The following is a 16,444-nucleotide window of genomic DNA, read 5'->3' as shown; positions in this document are numbered from 1 at the left end:
CATGAAAAAGTTATTTAATGTTTCGCTGCTCGCTTCAGCAATGTTTCTTGCGGGTTGTGGTGATGACTCTTCGAGTTCAGGTGCTTCAACAGCGATTCAATATGAGCAATACATTCAAGATTCACTCGCACAAGCGACGAGCATCAAGTTTCAATTAACGGGTGCTGATATTGCTGTTCCTCTTCCTAGTTTCGCGTTGATGGATGCTACCGACGGTACACTTGGCTTGCCAACTAGTGGCAATGACTCATTAACCAACCCTATTGCAGCAATGAATACAATGGATGGTTGGTCTACCTCAATGCCAATAATCATGGACTTTGAAGGTACTGGTTTAGCTGATGGTGTCGCAACTGGTGGTGTTTACCTACTAAAACTTAGCGGCTCACTCACTTCTGAAACCGCACCAATTGTTACGGGAATATTGACTTTAGGCACTGACTTTAACGTTTTATCTAGTGCATCAAGTGACAAGTTCACAATAGTGTTCAATGAGTCACTCGATGCTTCAAGTGAATACGTGTTGGCTCTGTCAAATGAATTAACAGATGTTAACGGCGACCCAGTTGGCATGTCGGCAAGTTATGCTGCGCTGAAATCAAGTGCAGTAACTTACACCGAAGGCAGCCTAGCTCAAGCGCAACAAGTCACTCAAGGCGTTGAAAAGATCTTCGCCGGAGCGAACGCTCAAGGTGCGATTAACCTTGATACTGAAAACATCATTTACTCGACTTGGTTTACTACAGAGTCTGTCGGTGATTCCCTTTTCGCTACAAAAGCTGCAACCGCAACAGGATTGGCTGCAGCAAACCTCAATAACGTTTGGACTGGGAGCGCGAACCCTAATTCTGTTGACCTTAAAACAGCTTACGCAATGCAGTTTGTTTCTACTGAAACGTTCAAAACCGCATTGACTAACGATGTTGATTTTGACAAATACATTGGCGGCGGAGATGCAGCAACAATCGCGAAAGCCAAAGGAGCCATCGAATTTATGTACGGAGCCACTGACAACGTAGATGTCAGCCAAGGATTTGTTCAATTACCTTATTATCTAGAAACAAGTGCTACTGAATGGAACTCGCAACCTTTTGAATCTGGTATGCCTAGCCTGGCTAAAGTTTCAAATGCTTTGAGCGATAGCGCAGAACAAGCCAATATGGCTGCTCAATTGGTTACTGCAGGCATAGATACAAGCGTATTAGCGACCAGCCAAACTGAACAGCTGAAGTTAATCGGTTTAAATTTAACGCTGGCTGACGGCTCACCGCTTGATATTGAAAGAGTGCTCACCAAGTACTCTCCTGTCCCACAAGTTAAATCATTGGAAGCTGTTGAATTCTTGTTGTTTACACCGAATGGTTCTGATCCTGCTAATGTAGTGATCTACCAACACGGTATCACCTCAGCGAAAGAAAACGCTTACGCATTTGCCTACAACTTAGCACGAGCCGGAACAGCTGTTTTAGCGATTGACTTACCGCTCCACGGTACACGTAGTTTGGATGATACTCGTTCGGCAAACGCTGACGTTCTGGCTTATCTAAACTTAGCGAACTTACCCGTCGCTCGCGATAACGTACGCCAAAGTGCGCTTGATGTAATGGGCTTACGCGCGGCTTTAGCCGTATCATCACAAGCAACATTGTTAGGCGCGTCGCCACTTAAAGGTTTTGATTTAACCAAAGGCTCGCAAGTTAAGTTTCTAGGTCACTCACTAGGCGGTATTGTTGGAACGACTGCAGTTGCAGCCTCTAACCGTACGCTCGGTAGTGTCGCAGCTAATTCGCTTTATTCATTCAGTGCTGCAGCTATAGAAAACTCAGGCGGTCAGATATCTAACCTTCTACTGGGTTCTACAGAGTTTGGTCCTCAAGTTAAGCACAGCGTTGCATTGAGCGCTTCAACTGAATACGCAGGTTTCGCAACCGCAAACTGTGGAAGTCTTTCTAATAAGCAGTGCTACCAAACGTTTGAAGCAAACGCGACTGCAGCACAGAAAGCAACCATGACAGCCGCTTTTCAACAGTTCGCTTACGCTGCACAAACTGTGTTAGATACTGTTGACCCATTTACCAATGCTGCTTATCTAGTTGCTTCTGGCTCACCTGTTCTGCCTATTTATATGGGGCAAGTACAAGGTGATGATACAGTACCAAACACTGTGGCAAACGCTCCGTTCGCGGGAACCACACCGTTGGCAACGAAGCTTGGCCTAACAGTCGTTGATTCGAGTAACACGACCCCTGACGGTGCGAAGGACTTTGTTAAGTTCAGTGATGTTGCTGCGCATAGTACATTTGTATTACCGCAAGATACCACTACACCAACACCTTTGGACGCAGGTCATCATGCAAGCATGCAGACACAAGCTGTAGACTTCTTGATCGACAACGCGTTAACTTCAGGATCCATTACTGGTTCCTTCTTAGAATAAGTAATAGTTGCAAGTAAACAAATGCCAGCCTAACCGCTGGCATTTTTGTATCTATCGACATCCCATCGTCCCTAGTTAACCGTTTGCATAGAACCTTAAAACACAAATGGTTGATCTCAGCTAAAATTAATCAAGACAGAATACCGTACGACCTCTTTCTTTATTGCAAATAAAGTGGATAATAGCCCCGTAATTTAATACCTAATAAATGTGAGTCCATTATGTCTTCTGAAGCTACGATGCTAGAACGCTGCCAATCTAAATGTGAACTATGTGGTTCTGATTCTTCTCTTACTGCATACGCAGTACCGCCACACAGCCACGTAACAGTGGATCACGGCATCATGGTATGTGACAAATGCCTTGGTGAGATTGACGATCCAAAAGATATCAACCACTGGCGTTGCCTAAGCGACAGCATGTGGAGCCAAGAAGCGCCAGTTCAAGTAATGGCATGGCGTCAACTTACTCGTCTGAATTCTGAAAGCTGGGCTCAAGACGCGCTAGACATGATGTACCTTGAAGAAGAAACATCAGTTTGGGCACAAATCGGCATGTCTGCTGATGACAAGCCTCTTGATGTGAACGGCGTTGAACTTAAAAAAGGTGACGACGTAACAGTAATCAAAGACCTGCCAATCAAAGGTACTAACCAAGTGATTAAGCAAGGTACTGTTATCCGTGGCATCAGCGTTGGTGACGATCCTAAGCTTGTTTCTGGTAAAACAAACGGCGGTCAATCAATGTACGTAATCGCTGAGTTCTGCCGTAAGAAGTAATTCTTCTCTTAGCTGAACAAAATCTAAAAGGCGCTAATGAATAATTAGCGCCTTTTTTAATATCTCCAATTTTCACGACTTAAAACTATCAATAAGTTGCTCGCGGTACTCTTTAATAACAGACACCAAAGAGCCTTTGATACCACTGACTTGCTTCGAGTGCGGGCACCACAACGCGAATCCAAATTTGAATCCTTCCACCATTTGCGCAGAGTGAATGGGCTCTATTGAATGTTTTGAAAATTCAGAGTCGGTAAAAAAAGCCTTAGGAAGAAGTGCCCATCCAAAACCCTCTTCAAGCATTTTGATCATTAACGAAAGCTGATCGATCTCTTCATAGTCAGAGCTCACAATAATCTTTTCAGACATCCCTTCATCAATCAGAGACTTCAATACGAACTGTTTTGAGTTCCTTAGTGCCACTAATACTTCATCTTTATTTATATGTGAGAGCGCTCCCCCTTTTTGTCCGAATGGGTAGAACTCGAAATGTCCAAGGAAAGTAGAATCAAAACTGTGCATCGCTCGGCTATTATGAGCATTCACAAGTCCAAAATGATATTCCCCACTTTGTATCCCTTGCTTAATTTCGTTCTTATTCCTAACCAGAAAGTTCACTCGCATCATTGGGAAGTCGTGCTTAAGTCGTTTACGTATATCGACCAACACACGTTGTGGAACGAAACTAGAATACGCGATTGTGATGTTCTCTAGCCCACCATAAGAGAGGCTCAACGCCACTTTGTCAAAAGTACGAGCTTGTTCAATCGTCTGTTTTGCGTAGTGATAAAGGAGGTGCCCGTCCTCCGTTGGTTCAACAGAGCGGCCGACCCTTTCAAAAAGATTCACTGCAAGGTGATCTTCCAAGTTTGTAATCACCTGACCCACGGTCGTTCTGTGCTTGTTAAGCTTTACCGCCGCCTTGCTAAATGACCGCTGTTCATAGACAGTCACAAACGCGAGAAGTTGTTCAATACTGAAGTTCATTTTGATGTGCTTACTTTCTTAGTCATGCATATGAGGTAGAAAAATATCTACTGCATCAGAATAATAATGATAAAAAGACGGAGCTAAATAGCTAATGATTTGTGCCTTTTGCCAACTCTTCTTCCTAGTATATACCTAAACCTGTCTGTATTTGATGGATCTGATCCTCTATATACGATTATTAACATCACCGCATTTCCTTTATCGTTACCTTCTTAAAACGATAGAGACAGACCCATGAACACAATGCCACATGAACTCGTGTGGGGTGAGATCTACTTCCCTCCTTTGCTATTGGTTATCGCGTTAGCTTATGTATTGACGATATTGACTGGCTCAATCGCGACAAAACTTGGGCTACATAAATATGTCGCTTTTCCTGCAATTGCCGAATTAAGCCTAATCGTGATTTTCGTCGGCGTTATAGGTCAATTCATTACCATCTTCTGAGGCATTCACCTTGATTAAACGTTATCTCATCATGCTACTACTGGTCGTTGCCGCAAGCTCTGTGGTTTATAACTATTACCAATCCTATTCAAGTAATCCTTGGACTAGAGATGGTCAGGTCAGCGCATACATAGTTTCTATTACCCCTCGAGTCACCGGGCAAGTAACCAAAGTCCATATTGAGGACAACTCACAGGTAGCTAAAGGGGATCTACTGTTTGAGATCGACCCAAGTATTTATCAAGCGGCCTACAATAAAGCACTCGCGACACAGAAGCAGGCTCGCGCGCTCTTAGCAAAAGCTAAAAACGAAGAGCAACGCGCGTTGAACTTAGAAAAAAGAACGCCTGGCGCGCTGCCAGTGCTGACCTTGAATAACCTGAACAACGCGGTTGAGACAAATGCAGCTAACGTTGCACTAGCAAAGGCCAATGTTGAAGAGGCACATTTAAATCTCAAATACACCAAGGTTTACGCTCCAACGAATGGCTTCATCACAAACTTAAACCTACGAGAAGGCTCTCAAGTCGTCGCTAATACACCGGTAGTTGCGCTGATCGATGAAGACAGTTTCTGGATCGAAGGCTATTTCAAAGAAACTGATCTGGTTAATGTTAGCCCTAACGACAAAGCGCTTGTCACTCTTATGATGCACAACAATATTCAATTGGAAGGCCATATCAAAAGCATTGGCTTTGGCATTGCGACACAAGATGGCAGTACTGGTAATGACCTTCTTCCCAACGTGAACCCAAATTTTCAATGGATTCGCCTCGCTCAGCGTATACCAATTAAAGTAGTACTCGATAACGTGCCTGAAGACTTGCAACTTCGTGTCGGCATGACAGCTTCAATCAAAATAATCAAATAGTTGGATGGCATTTATGTTCAGTGCATCGACCAAAGAAGCAATTAAGGCTTCTCTCGCGATTGTTATCTCTATCTGCCTTGCGTTGTGGTTTCAATGGGAAAAACCATATTGGGCGGCAATTGCGGTTGCTGTCATGGCATTGAACGAGAGTTTTGCCCATTCAATAAACAAAGGCCATAACCGATTAATGGGAACCTTGTTAGGGACGGGTTATGCCTTTTTCTTGATTGCGATGTTTTCTCAGGACCGCTTTCTGTTTCTGATGTTTTTCACCTTATTTCTCGGTACGTGCATCTTCATGTCGAGTGATGAAAAATACGGTTATGTCTTTTCTATAGGCTTTGCTGTCTGCTCCATCATCTCTTGTATGGGGGGATTCGATAACCAAATTACATTCTATTTTGCAGTTCTACGAATACAAGAAACTTTGCTAGGCGTTATCACTTTCTCGATTGTTTATCGTCTAATCTGGCCGGTAAGCACTGAACAAAACTTCGTACAACGATTTGAAACAAGCAGAGAAACGCTGATAACAGCAATGAGCGATACCAATAACCTTGATATAGAAGCCTTAGAGTCCAATACCGCTAATATTAAAAAGCTTTATCAGCTGTTGGATTTACCGCTCACTGGCAGTTATCACCTAAAGCAAAATATCCAAGCGTGGCGCTTACGTGTCCGTGAAATGGCTCATATTCAAGATCGTCTGCTTGTACTCGCCTCGGATGAACTTACTCAACCTATTGATTGGCCAATTCTCACAGAAAAACTGGAAAAACTAGAGTTAATGGCGCCACACTTGTCATTGATTGATGATGTGCCGTTTGTGAAGAGTGAGAAGAAAAACGTTTCTTGGCACCATGAGCACCGTACCTTTGTTCAACATCTGGATGAAGATGGGAGAAAAGTCTTACAAGGAGTCTCGATGTTCGTAACGTCGCTACTGGTTTGGATATATCTACCTGTGCCGGGTGGTTTTATTTTTCCGATGATTGCAGGCGTATTTTCTTCCATGTTACCGACGATGCCACCAAGTGTGATCAAAGATGCGTTTTTCGGAGTGATAGGCACAGGTAGCATTATTTTACTTCAATACATCTTTATCATGCCGATGATGACTGAGTTGTGGCAATTGGCATTGTTCTATTTCATTAATAGCATGGTGATATGGAAAGTATTCGCAACGCCTAAACTTATGGTGCACCGAATACTTGGCATTAACCTGCTGGTCGTACTGACGTCTGGCGCGCTTAATCTAACACCGGTTTATCAGATTCAAACACCATTACTGATGTTAACCACACTGCTCATCATTTTGATGATCGGCAAACTATTTACTGACCTCTTTAGAGTCAAGAGTGTCGTTTAATCTCGTTATGCGGATTCGTTAAACTTAGGGCTAAAAATAAAAAAGGCGCAATTAAGCGCCTTTAGAAATTCCATTTTTTTCTGACTCAATATCAGTTGTTTCTCAGCCACACATCTTGGTTTTTAGGTGCTTTCTTCTTTTTCTTCTTGCCTGTGCCAGCCGGTGGCGCAACGGGTTTTAGTGCAGCAACAAGTTCAGCCGTAGCTTCTTCATCCACTTCAAAACCTTCAATTTGCTCACGCTCAAGACGGATTTTGTTCTTCTTCTCAATGATTGTGAAGTGATGGTAATCTTCGTGGTCGATCAAAGATAGCGCTAGACCAACCTCACCCGCACGGCCACTTCGGCCAATACGGTGCATGTAGTCTGATGGGCTACGCGGTAGGTCAAAGTTGATTACTACTGGTAGCTTTTCGATATCCAGACCACGTGCCGCGACGTCTGTCGCGATAAGAACGTCAATCTCGCCAGATTTGAAATCTTCAAGAATACGAGTACGTGAACCCTGCCCTTTATCGCCGTGGAATACTTCTGCGATGATACCGCGCTTGTAAAGCTTGTCCGCAAGGTGCTCACAGCTGTTTTTCGCGTTTACGAAGATAAGAGCTTGGCGCCATTCGTGCTGTTGAATCAGGTGCGCTAACAATGCTGTCTTACGACCTTTTTCTACTTCGAATACACGCTGAACCAATGTGCTCGCATTAGCACTTTGAAGTTGAACTTCAATTGGATCATTCAGTAGTTCGTGAGTCAGCGTTTTAACTTGCTCGGGGAAAGTCGCAGAGAACAACAAGGTTTGTTTTTTGCTTGGCAGAAGTTTCAAGATCGCGTCTAGTTCTTCTGTAAAACCAAGGCTTAACATTCGGTCAGCTTCATCAAGCACTAACGTTTTTACTTTATCTAGCTTGATAGCATTGCTTGAGATCAGATCCAGTAAACGACCCGGTGTCGCCACCAAGATATCAGTGCCGCCACGTAGCGCTTGCATCTGAGTGTTTACCGATACACCACCAAATACACAAACCGTTTTGATCCCACCATTGAAGTGTACTGCGTAAGACTTAACGCTGTCAGCCACTTGCTTAGCAAGTTCACGAGTAGGAACTAAGATAAGACCAGACACAAAGTTACCTTTGCCTGCTCTGCGGTCTAAAGGTGCATCTTCATGGATTTGTTGTAACAGCGGCAGTGCAAATGCTGCAGTTTTACCTGAACCCGTATTTGCACCTGCAATTAGGTCGCGTCCTGCTAACACACTTGGAATAACTTGCGCTTGGATAGGCGTTGGCTGTTGGTATTCAAGCTCTGTAAGACGAGCCATCAAAGGAGAGATTAAGCCAAGATCAGAGAAGTTGGTTGGTGTTGTGGTGGTGTTAGTCATTAATTGCAGGAACTCAAAGCTAAAATAATAGCGCGCTATATTAACGTATTTCAGCGGTATTACGTAACTAAATCGCCCTTTCGCTTCTATTTCACCGATTAATACCCGTCAGAAACCAAGTTATCGATGTCAGAACCTCGATACTCGCCTTACCAACTTCGTCTAAGAGTATTCCAGGCACGCAATTGTCGTGGTTGGCAGTTAGTTTAGCCACCCTGCTACCGTTTGTTCCGGTACATATGAGTTCGGCTCGGTTAACCAAACGGCGACTGCATCTGGTGTAGCGACGAGTGGCTCGAAATTGATGTTAAATTGCCAATCAGACTCACCACGTTGATAGCCGTCGTAAACCACGACAAAATCGTGCTTAAGTTTCTTACCTCTGTTCTCGCCCGCTTTAACGCTGGTGACTTCGTTCATCGCCAACAAGGCAATATGAGCGACATAATCCCCTTTGCCTTCGTAACTCACGTTGAACGTATCGCCTTTATGGTTCACTGTTAATTTGGGATTAGTTTGTTGTTGGAGCGAAGGCAACGTTCTGTCTAGCCAATTAAAGTAACCACGCCACTCTTTTCCATCGACAACAAAGCCCGGTGTATAAACGCCACTTGTTACCCCATAAGCTTTGTATAAACGCTGCTTCTGACTGAATGCCTTGCTGGCGAACTTGTCTCCCCAGCCTAAGTAGTCCCAGTAGTCTACGTGATAAGCAAGCGGTATGACCTCGGTCCAAAGTTTTGGATGATCTGCAAAAGTACTAAGGTACGTATCAGCAGGTGGACAACTTGAACAACCTTCAGAGGTAAACAGCTCAATAACCTGAGCAGGCTGGCCTTCGTTACTCCACGTTTGTGCAAACGACACAGAAGAATGGGCGCCGATTGGCAAGGCAAGTAAACAGAGTTTAAGCAATGATGAATTGCGTGTGGCGTGTGACATACCGAGATCCTTGTACAAAGCGAATTTACTGGCGCTCAAATAAAGACCGTTATGCCTAAGTATTTCTTTCAGGTGATGAGTTTCTTTCAGATGCTGGGGTTATTCAGATGTGTAGTTTATTTCAGATGCACAGCTTGTTTCAGATACAAAAACGCCAGCTTTAAAAGCTGGCGTTTTTAAATTCTATATTTTTACATGTTAACGCAGAGATTAACGGTTGATACCGATATCGCGTTGCATGTGACCAGATAGGTCGCTTGCGTAGTAACTACGTGGAGAGTTGTCTACGAAAAGAATATCGAAAATGTGTGCAATCAATCCTTTGATGTTAACCGAGTAGGTCTTCTTATCCATAGAGTTAGGAACAGCGATAGTATTCATTTGCATTGCTTGAGCCATGATTGCCTCTCTATAAATTTGTTTATGTGGTTCGTTCTGATGACAAGAATAATAGGTGATCTTTTGCAGGTTAAAAAATGACTAAAATTAGAAATTCAGATTAGTTTTTCTAATAAAACAATCCATTAACAACACCTCGAAATACATATTCACGCTTGATGAGTAAAAATTCACAACAGTGCCTAAATCATGCATTTAGTACAAATAACCCTCAAACAACAGTGGCCAATGTCACAAAAAATTTACATAAATAAATTTCAAGCTTCATTGACCACCTAATCCTTATCGAGTTTTCGATAAGTTATTTTTGTTTTAATTTACTTGTTCAATGTCTGGCTTCTTCGCATAAACCGACGCTATAACCGCAATCGTCATAGTAGAAATCAGAACAGCTAGCGACCAATACGTTGGGATAGCCCACTCACTGTCAACCAATAGCATTTTCACACCAATGAACACCATGATGAATGCCAGTGCAGGCTTCAAGTAGATGAACTTATCCATCATACCTTGCAGAACAAAGTACAAAGAACGAAGGCCAAGCAATGCAAATACGTTTGCAGCCAGTACTAAGAATGGCTCTCGCGTAACGGCGAAAATTGCAGGAATAGAATCCAGTGCAAACATCACATCCATAACCGCAATGGCACCAATCACCAACATCATTGGCGTGAGTACCCATTTAGTGCCTTGCTTGATCATCAACGCTGGACCATGGAAGTCTTCTGTCACTGACATCACTTTACGAAGTAACTTCTCAGGTAGCGTATTCACACTCTCCTCTTCGCCCTTGTCTAGCGCTAGTTTAATACCCGTACCAATTAGGAATGCAGCAAATACATAAAGCACCCAATGGTATTCAGCCAATAGCTGAGCACCTAATACGATCATAATTACACGAAGCACCAATGCACCAATTACGCCCCAAAGAAGCGCACGAGGTCTTAGATGCTCAGGAACTTGGTATTGAGCAAAGATCATCGCGAAAACAAACAAGTTGTCTACGCTCAATGATTTTTCTAGCAAGTAACCGGTAATGAATGACACGGTTGCTTTTTGGGCTGTGTATTCACTATTCGGCGCATAGATGTCCCAAAAAAGGTAAATGGAACCAGCAAATAAAAACGCGAGCACAAACCAGAAAACGCTCCAAATTGCCGCTTTCTTGATGGTTACACTTCCACCACGAGTCTGATAGATATCAATAGAGACGAGAATGACTGTCAGCAGGAAAAAGCCCGCATAAGTCGTCATGATTGGCGATGAAAAAAAGGATTCACTATTTGTAGATAATAGAGATTGAGTTGAGTTCATTATTCCTCCAGGCGGAAGAACTGTACAAAGACCTTCCGCAAACAAAACTATCAAGTTCCACGACGGATCTTGATTGTGATTGCGTTGGTCTCGTTGAAGTGAAATATGGGATTTCACCTTTACATACCGGATAGACTCTTGGCCTAACGAGATGACGATATGTAAACTTGCGCTAACTACTCCCCAAACGCGTGGATAATATTCCTCTATCTTTGTTTCGTCTAGAAAAATTTTCGGAAATAAATAAAAAAGGAGCAAAACGCTCCTCATTTATTTCTATAGGCTTGTCAAAACGACATTCGTCTTGATTCTGAGAATACTACTGAGAGGATTATCCCCTAATACCGTTACTCAGTGATACAAATCCGTTACTCAATGATGCGAATAACGAACGAGTCTTGTACGCGCTTTGTCTGACAGTTCACTTCAAGGCACGCTACGTTATAAACCTGCAGCGGGTACCAAGTACACTAACGCAGACCAAACCGATACCCAACCAACCACTGCTACCGCATCTAACCAATCTTTCTTATCCATGCTTATCTCCACAAGAAGGCGACCTGCAGGAATAAAGCATAAACAATGCCAAATTTATAAATAGACTAAACTAATAACACCAATCACAAGTATTACCTGTAGCTATCTATAACACTCCAAACAATTCAGCGGCTCGTTGTGTTGCAGTGACTCTGGGTGGTCTTGTAGAAACTCGATGAAACAGTCTGCCATTGAGTCGGTCGTGACCATGCCATCACCTATCATATCCAAGACGGCGTTATAGCCCTCTTTTCCTTTCATGGTATAGGCTGACGACGCGCCACGGTAAATACGGTTGCGAGAAACAGTCTGCCATCCCAATTCATCAGAGTGGATTTCTAGATGATGAATCCTGTGTCCCAAAGGCGCTTCTTTGTGGTAGCAAAACCTCAGGTTATGCGTATAAGGAAAGCTGCCTGAACCTGTCCCTACAACGCCATTATCCAGCGCGTTATTGATTGCACCTTCAAGCATGCCTGCGATCGTTTCACCTTTTACTTCATACACACCAATAGGTACGGCAAACGGTAGTAGTTTTCCGGCAATATCGGCAACAGAGACATCGCCGCTATTCAGTGAATTTCTAACACCACCTGCGTTGTGAATGGCAAATTCAACCTGAAGCCCTTTTTTGTTCATTAGGTAGTGAAATGATTGAGCAACCAAGGGCGCTAGTTGGCTCGGGCCTTTCTCGTCCGGGATGCGTATGTGGCGCAGTTTTGTATCTGCATGAGCAATCACTTGTTGCTGAAGCTTTCGAACTCGCGGCTGGTATTTATCCGTCAGAATGCTCTGAAGTTCCGGATCTTTTTTACATACCGCAATATTGGGGTGGTTGTTCAAAAACTCACACGCCATATTATGAGCGTCGTCTTGCCCGACTTCACTTAGCTTTGCATCTATAAACAGTCGACGGCCTAACAGCAGTTCGTTCTTACCGTTGAAGTGCGTCACTTTGCCTTCAGCATCGAACTCGATTTCGCAGTGTCCTAGGCTCATGGCGTGGAAACCCGCTTGCACAACATAGGTGTCACCGACTTTCACGCCGTAATCATCATCTTTAACTAAGCCAATATCAGAGAAATCACCTTGTAAGCGATGACTATGACCACCAACAATGACGCCAATACCTGTTACGTTGGCTGCTAACTCTAAATCAGCTTCGTAACCAAGATGGCTAAGTAACACAATCTTGTTGATACCAGCTTGATGAATCTGCTCAATGGTCGCTTTTGCTGTTTCTAAAGCATTTTCAAATGGTGTATCGATATCTGGATTAGCAATGCCTGCCATCTTGTCGATGCTTAAGCCGAATATTGCAACCTTCTCGCCATCAAACTCTTTCGTTATAAAAGAAGCACTTCGCGTTTCAGTCAGATAAGGCTTAACAATTTCGTTGTCCGCTAAGGTATGAGTTTTATTGATATCCTCATTCGATAGATTCCAGTTACCGGCCAACAGTGGGAATTTGATTCTTTTCGCGAAAATAGCAACGGGCTCATTACCCATGTCTAGCTCGTGATTGCCGAGCGTCATGGCATCTATATTAAGGGCATTCAACAAATCGGCGTTGGCTTTTCCCTTGAATAAAGAAAAGTACAAAGTGCCCTGGAAGCAGTCACCAGCATGCAGGAACAGGGTTCCAACCTTCTGACGCTGGGCATCTTGTTCTATTTGTTTGAAGCGTGTTGAAATTCGAGCAAAGCCACCAGTACTGACATAAGGTTCAATGATGTGGTTGTTCATTTTAAGTGATAGCTGTAACGAGGTTGGTTCAAAGTATGAGTGGGTGTCGTTGATGTGTGCCAACACTATTTTTGTCGGCTTATTCTTTTTAGTCATATTTTCTTCTCTCTTTGTCCCTTCATACTAGGTCGAGAATCATGACAGAATCGTGAATTTTATGAAACTGCACTGCAAAAAAATTCTCGAGATAGATCAAAAATCCCATTTTGATCCGTATAAATAAACAACGGGTTTTGTGACAGGTGAGCATACCGGATTGGTATTTTTCGATTATGATTAAAGATATCTGTTAGCTTTCAAACAATTAGCAGAGCCTTCCGTTAGGAGTAAGCCTATGCAACTAGAAAGAATCGAGATTTCTGGCTTTCGAGGTATCAAGCGCATGTCACTCGCGTTTGACGAGCTAACCACGCTGATTGGTGAAAACACCTGGGGTAAGTCTTCATTATTGGATGCCCTTTCCGTCGTTCTGCCCTCAGACGGTGTGCCATATCACTTCGAAATGGCTGATTTTCATGTCGATTACTCGGTTTCACATCCACAGTCTCAACATCTTCAAATTGTTCTCGCATTAAAAGCCAACGACAAGAGCGAACTCAACGCAGGTCGTTATCGCAAACTCAAACCTATTTGGGTTCAAGATGAGTTTGGCACCTACCGTATCTATTACAGAATCAGTGCCACATTAGAACAATATGAAACGACCACAAACTACGCATTTTTAGGTTTAGACGGTAATCCGCTCAAACTCCATCATTCAGAAAAGCTCGCTCAAGAATTAATGACCTTACATCCTGTGATCCGTTTACGAGACGCTAGGCACTTTGATCGCCCTTTCAACGTAAATTCACTCAACCACAATGCTCACCTGCCGACTAATGTTCACGCTAATAACGGTCACGCTAACAATGCAAACGGAAATGGGAATGGACATAATCACACGACCAATGGTCATGGCACGAATGGAAACGGCGGCGGCAGCAATGGCAATGGCCGTCAGGCAAGAATAGAAAAGCGCATCGACAACACCTGCCGCCGTCTTATGGCGATACCCGGACATGTTAATAAAGGTGAAATGCGCAGTAGTCTTGAGTCAATGCAAAGCTTAATAGAACACTACTTCTCATTTAAGAGTGTCTCACGCAAGAACCCGAGAAAACCGCGTGACGGGCTACTGTACTCAGCTGGAGCGAACGACAAGAGCATTCATCAATTGGTCGAGGAGACCAAGAATAAGCAAACTCGGCTGTTATTCATGGGCTTACTTAACGCTTATCTACAGGCCAAAGGGCCGACTGACTTAAGACGATGTGCGCGCCCTCTTTTGATCCTTGAAGATCCAGAGGGTCGACTGCACCCAACGCACCTAGCAAGGGCTTGGAGCTTGATGCAGAAGTTACCCATGCAAAAAATCCTTACCACCAACAGTGGCGATCTACTTGCTGCTGTACCACTTCAATCGATTCGTCGTTTGGTGCGTCAGTCCGATAAAACCATCGCTAACCAACTCAATATGAACCACTTTAGCAAAGATGAGCTTCGTCGAATTGGTTTTCATATTCGTTTCCATCGTTCAGGTGCTCTGTATGCTCGCTGTTGGTTATTAGTAGAAGGTGAGACTGAAGTCTGGTTGTTTAACGAGTTAGCCAACCAATGTGGGTATAACCTTGCTGCGGAAGGCGTTCAGATTATTGAGTTCGCTCAATCAGGACTAAAGGCATTAATCAAAGTCGCCCAAGAGTTTGGCATCGATTGGCATGTCGTCACCGATGGTGATGCAGCAGGCAAAAAATATGCGGCAACAGTGCTATCTAAACTCGGGAACGATCAAGAGCGACATCGCCTCACAGAGCTTCCTGACAGAGACATCGAACACTACTTGTATATGAATGGGTTTGAGAACTTTTTCAGAGACATGGTTAAGATTCCTTACGACCACCCTATCCCAGCGAAAAAAGTCGTGGCTAAAGTTCTTAAGAAACACGCAAAACCAGATCTGGCTTTAGCGATCGTGTCTCATTGTGAGAATCAAGGACAAGACTGTATTCCCTTGTTATTAAGGTGGACGCTAAAACGTGTCATCACCATGGCAAACGGGAACACCTAAGCGCTTTAATTAATTGATAGATGCTATTGGTTCTTCTGCAGATGATTTTTTAAACTGATTGGCTTAACCAAAACCAAAAAAGGCACACCAAGTGGTGTGCCTGTATAAATCGATATACAAATTAATTGGGGGTTATCTTGCAAGAGTTTACAGTGACTAAGCTAAGGTTGGTTAACGAATTAAGGTTAGGTTAACGAATTAAGCCTTGGCTTGCTTAGTGTGTTGTTCAACCACTTCCGAAGATTGAGTCGATTTCTCGTGAAGCCATAGCCCCGTTGCTTTCATCAAGTATCCAAATACACCACCAAGCAGTAAAGATGGTACTACAAGTTGCCAATCGCCACCTGCAGCAAACGTCGCACAACAACCAATGAAGGTTCCTGGGATATAACCTAGCCACGCTTGTTTCGCTTGGATACACATAAAGAAAGCCACAATAGCAGTAATCATGTAGCCTAAAATCTCTAAACCTGCGAAGGTTGAGCTTTCGATAATCACCATTGCCCAGAATACGCCTGTCATGTTAGTCAATAAGCTACCGGCTAGTCCTTTTACGCCGCCTGTTGGCGAAGCAAAATAACTGGTGCAACCTAAGAAACCTGCCCATGACAATAAGCCGAAAGAGATAGCAATCCATCCCCATAGACCTGACAAAATACCTGTTGTTAATGAAATCGCGACTAATGTACTCATACTATTTCTAAAGCCTAATTACGTAATTTATCGCAACCGGATTTAGCCTCACTTAAAATCAAGTAAGCATATTATGGGAAGAACACCCTTTTTTAGCCGACCTCGATCACATTAATAATGTATGCGAACATGCATTTATCACCAGATGGAGACCGGAATCGCTTATTCAACACAATTAGTTATCAGGGGCCATTGGCCTTTCGAGGTCGATTTTGCAGCCTTTGTGGGAAATTTATACAAGACAGAGGCTTTGACGTGTAGCTAGCCTACATGAAAAGCCGATAACGCAGTAGAAATGAACCACAAGGGCTGCCCGAAGGGTTCGGCTAAAATCGCTTTATGCTTTGTTGAAGAATATTTGCTTAGAATGACTAGGCTACATACTCTTCGCCGCGCCTAAAACGATTTTACCTCGAACAAAACTTAACCACG

Annotated in this window: 13 protein-coding genes; 6 read left to right on the top strand and 7 right to left on the bottom strand. The window is 43.5% G+C overall.

The window, feature by feature from the left end; all coding sequences use genetic code 11:
• Position 1 precedes the first annotated feature (1 nt).
• Positions 2–2,437: a VolA/Pla-1 family phospholipase gene (locus H5300_RS08775; protein ID WP_182795794.1), complete on the top strand. Its 2,436-nt coding sequence runs from the start codon at positions 2–4 to the stop codon at positions 2,435–2,437.
• A 221-nt stretch (positions 2,438–2,658) separates the two neighbouring features.
• A complete protein-coding gene (locus H5300_RS08770) occupies positions 2,659–3,216 on the top strand; it encodes a PhnA domain-containing protein (protein WP_004730927.1) in 558 nt (185 codons plus the stop codon).
• Positions 3,217–3,288: 72 nt separating this feature from the next.
• Here H5300_RS08770 and H5300_RS08765 read toward each other — a convergent pair whose 3' ends face one another.
• The gene (locus H5300_RS08765) at positions 3,289–4,203 is read right to left on the bottom strand and encodes a LysR family transcriptional regulator (RefSeq protein WP_182795793.1); all 915 of its coding nucleotides are present in this window, start codon (positions 4,201–4,203) and stop codon (positions 3,289–3,291) included.
• 237 nt (positions 4,204–4,440) lie between these two features.
• On the opposite strand from H5300_RS08765, the gene H5300_RS08760 reads away from it, so the two are divergent.
• Genes H5300_RS08760 through H5300_RS08750 form a run of 3 tightly spaced genes read left to right on the top strand, consistent with a single transcriptional unit; the run spans position 4,441 to position 6,893 of the window.
• The gene (locus tag H5300_RS08760; protein WP_004730923.1) at positions 4,441–4,653 is read left to right on the top strand and encodes a DUF1656 domain-containing protein; all 213 of its coding nucleotides are present in this window, start codon (positions 4,441–4,443) and stop codon (positions 4,651–4,653) included.
• Positions 4,654–4,663: 10 nt separating this feature from the next.
• The gene (locus H5300_RS08755) at positions 4,664–5,524 is read left to right on the top strand and encodes an HlyD family secretion protein (RefSeq protein WP_029224373.1); all 861 of its coding nucleotides are present in this window, start codon (positions 4,664–4,666) and stop codon (positions 5,522–5,524) included.
• 13 nt (positions 5,525–5,537) lie between these two features.
• Positions 5,538–6,893 (top strand): FUSC family protein, encoded by a 1,356-nt coding sequence (locus tag H5300_RS08750; RefSeq protein WP_182795792.1) that lies wholly within the window; start codon positions 5,538–5,540, stop codon positions 6,891–6,893.
• A gap of 91 nt (positions 6,894–6,984) precedes the next feature.
• Here the strand turns inward: H5300_RS08750 and H5300_RS08745 are convergent, their stop codons facing one another.
• From H5300_RS08745 to H5300_RS08725, 5 genes are all read right to left on the bottom strand, one after another.
• Positions 6,985–8,274 carry a DEAD/DEAH box helicase gene (locus tag H5300_RS08745; RefSeq protein ID WP_182795791.1) on the bottom strand — a complete coding sequence of 430 codons (1,290 nt, stop codon included), beginning with the start codon at positions 8,272–8,274 and terminating at the stop codon, positions 6,985–6,987.
• Positions 8,275–8,475: 201 nt separating this feature from the next.
• Complete coding sequence (locus H5300_RS08740; RefSeq protein WP_182795790.1) at positions 8,476–9,216, bottom strand: DUF1223 domain-containing protein; 741 nt, start codon at positions 9,214–9,216, stop codon at positions 8,476–8,478.
• A gap of 210 nt (positions 9,217–9,426) precedes the next feature.
• Complete coding sequence (locus H5300_RS08735) at positions 9,427–9,615, bottom strand: hypothetical protein (protein ID WP_017079198.1); 189 nt, start codon at positions 9,613–9,615, stop codon at positions 9,427–9,429.
• Positions 9,616–9,927: 312 nt separating this feature from the next.
• On the bottom strand, positions 9,928–10,929 hold the full coding sequence (locus H5300_RS08730) for a TerC/Alx family metal homeostasis membrane protein (RefSeq protein ID WP_182795789.1): 1,002 nt from the start codon (positions 10,927–10,929) through the stop codon (positions 9,928–9,930).
• Between the two features lie 639 nt (positions 10,930–11,568).
• Positions 11,569–13,308 carry a bifunctional UDP-sugar hydrolase/5'-nucleotidase gene (locus H5300_RS08725; protein WP_182795788.1) on the bottom strand — a complete coding sequence of 580 codons (1,740 nt, stop codon included), beginning with the start codon at positions 13,306–13,308 and terminating at the stop codon, positions 11,569–11,571.
• Positions 13,309–13,546: 238 nt separating this feature from the next.
• On the opposite strand from H5300_RS08725, the gene H5300_RS08720 reads away from it, so the two are divergent.
• A complete protein-coding gene (locus tag H5300_RS08720; protein WP_182795787.1) occupies positions 13,547–15,319 on the top strand; it encodes an ATP-dependent endonuclease in 1,773 nt (590 codons plus the stop codon).
• A gap of 198 nt (positions 15,320–15,517) precedes the next feature.
• On the opposite strand, the gene H5300_RS08715 is transcribed toward H5300_RS08720, so the two are convergent.
• The gene (locus H5300_RS08715; RefSeq protein WP_017079195.1) at positions 15,518–16,012 is read right to left on the bottom strand and encodes a DUF1097 domain-containing protein; all 495 of its coding nucleotides are present in this window, start codon (positions 16,010–16,012) and stop codon (positions 15,518–15,520) included.
• Positions 16,013–16,444: the final 432 nt, after the last annotated feature.

This window comes from Vibrio sp. SG41-7 (assembly GCF_014164465.1).
Lineage (GTDB): Bacteria > Pseudomonadota > Gammaproteobacteria > Enterobacterales > Vibrionaceae > Vibrio > Vibrio splendidus.
Note: the sequence above shows the minus strand (reverse complement) of the source record. Positions and strands in the feature narration are given on the sequence as shown.

Bases quoted from the DNA above. Each gene is read 5' to 3' on its own strand.
- H5300_RS08735 (WP_017079198.1), bottom strand. From the start codon at position 9,615: ATGGCTCAAGCAATGCAAATGAATACTATCGCTGTTCCTAACTCTATG.
- H5300_RS08750 (WP_182795792.1), top strand. From the start codon at position 5,538: ATGTTCAGTGCATCGACCAAAGAAGCAATTAAGGCTTCTCTCGCGATT.
- H5300_RS08715 (WP_017079195.1), bottom strand. From the start codon at position 16,012: ATGAGTACATTAGTCGCGATTTCATTAACAACAGGTATTTTGTCAGGT.
- H5300_RS08765 (WP_182795793.1), bottom strand. From the start codon at position 4,203: ATGAACTTCAGTATTGAACAACTTCTCGCGTTTGTGACTGTCTATGAA.
- H5300_RS08745 (WP_182795791.1), bottom strand. From the start codon at position 8,274: ATGACTAACACCACCACAACACCAACCAACTTCTCTGATCTTGGCTTA.
- H5300_RS08725 (WP_182795788.1), bottom strand. From the start codon at position 13,308: ATGACTAAAAAGAATAAGCCGACAAAAATAGTGTTGGCACACATCAAC.
- H5300_RS08775 (WP_182795794.1), top strand. From the start codon at position 2: ATGAAAAAGTTATTTAATGTTTCGCTGCTCGCTTCAGCAATGTTTCTT.
- H5300_RS08720 (WP_182795787.1), top strand. From the start codon at position 13,547: ATGCAACTAGAAAGAATCGAGATTTCTGGCTTTCGAGGTATCAAGCGC.
- H5300_RS08740 (WP_182795790.1), bottom strand. From the start codon at position 9,216: ATGTCACACGCCACACGCAATTCATCATTGCTTAAACTCTGTTTACTT.
- H5300_RS08730 (WP_182795789.1), bottom strand. From the start codon at position 10,929: ATGAACTCAACTCAATCTCTATTATCTACAAATAGTGAATCCTTTTTT.
- H5300_RS08760 (WP_004730923.1), top strand. From the start codon at position 4,441: ATGAACACAATGCCACATGAACTCGTGTGGGGTGAGATCTACTTCCCT.
- H5300_RS08770 (WP_004730927.1), top strand. From the start codon at position 2,659: ATGTCTTCTGAAGCTACGATGCTAGAACGCTGCCAATCTAAATGTGAA.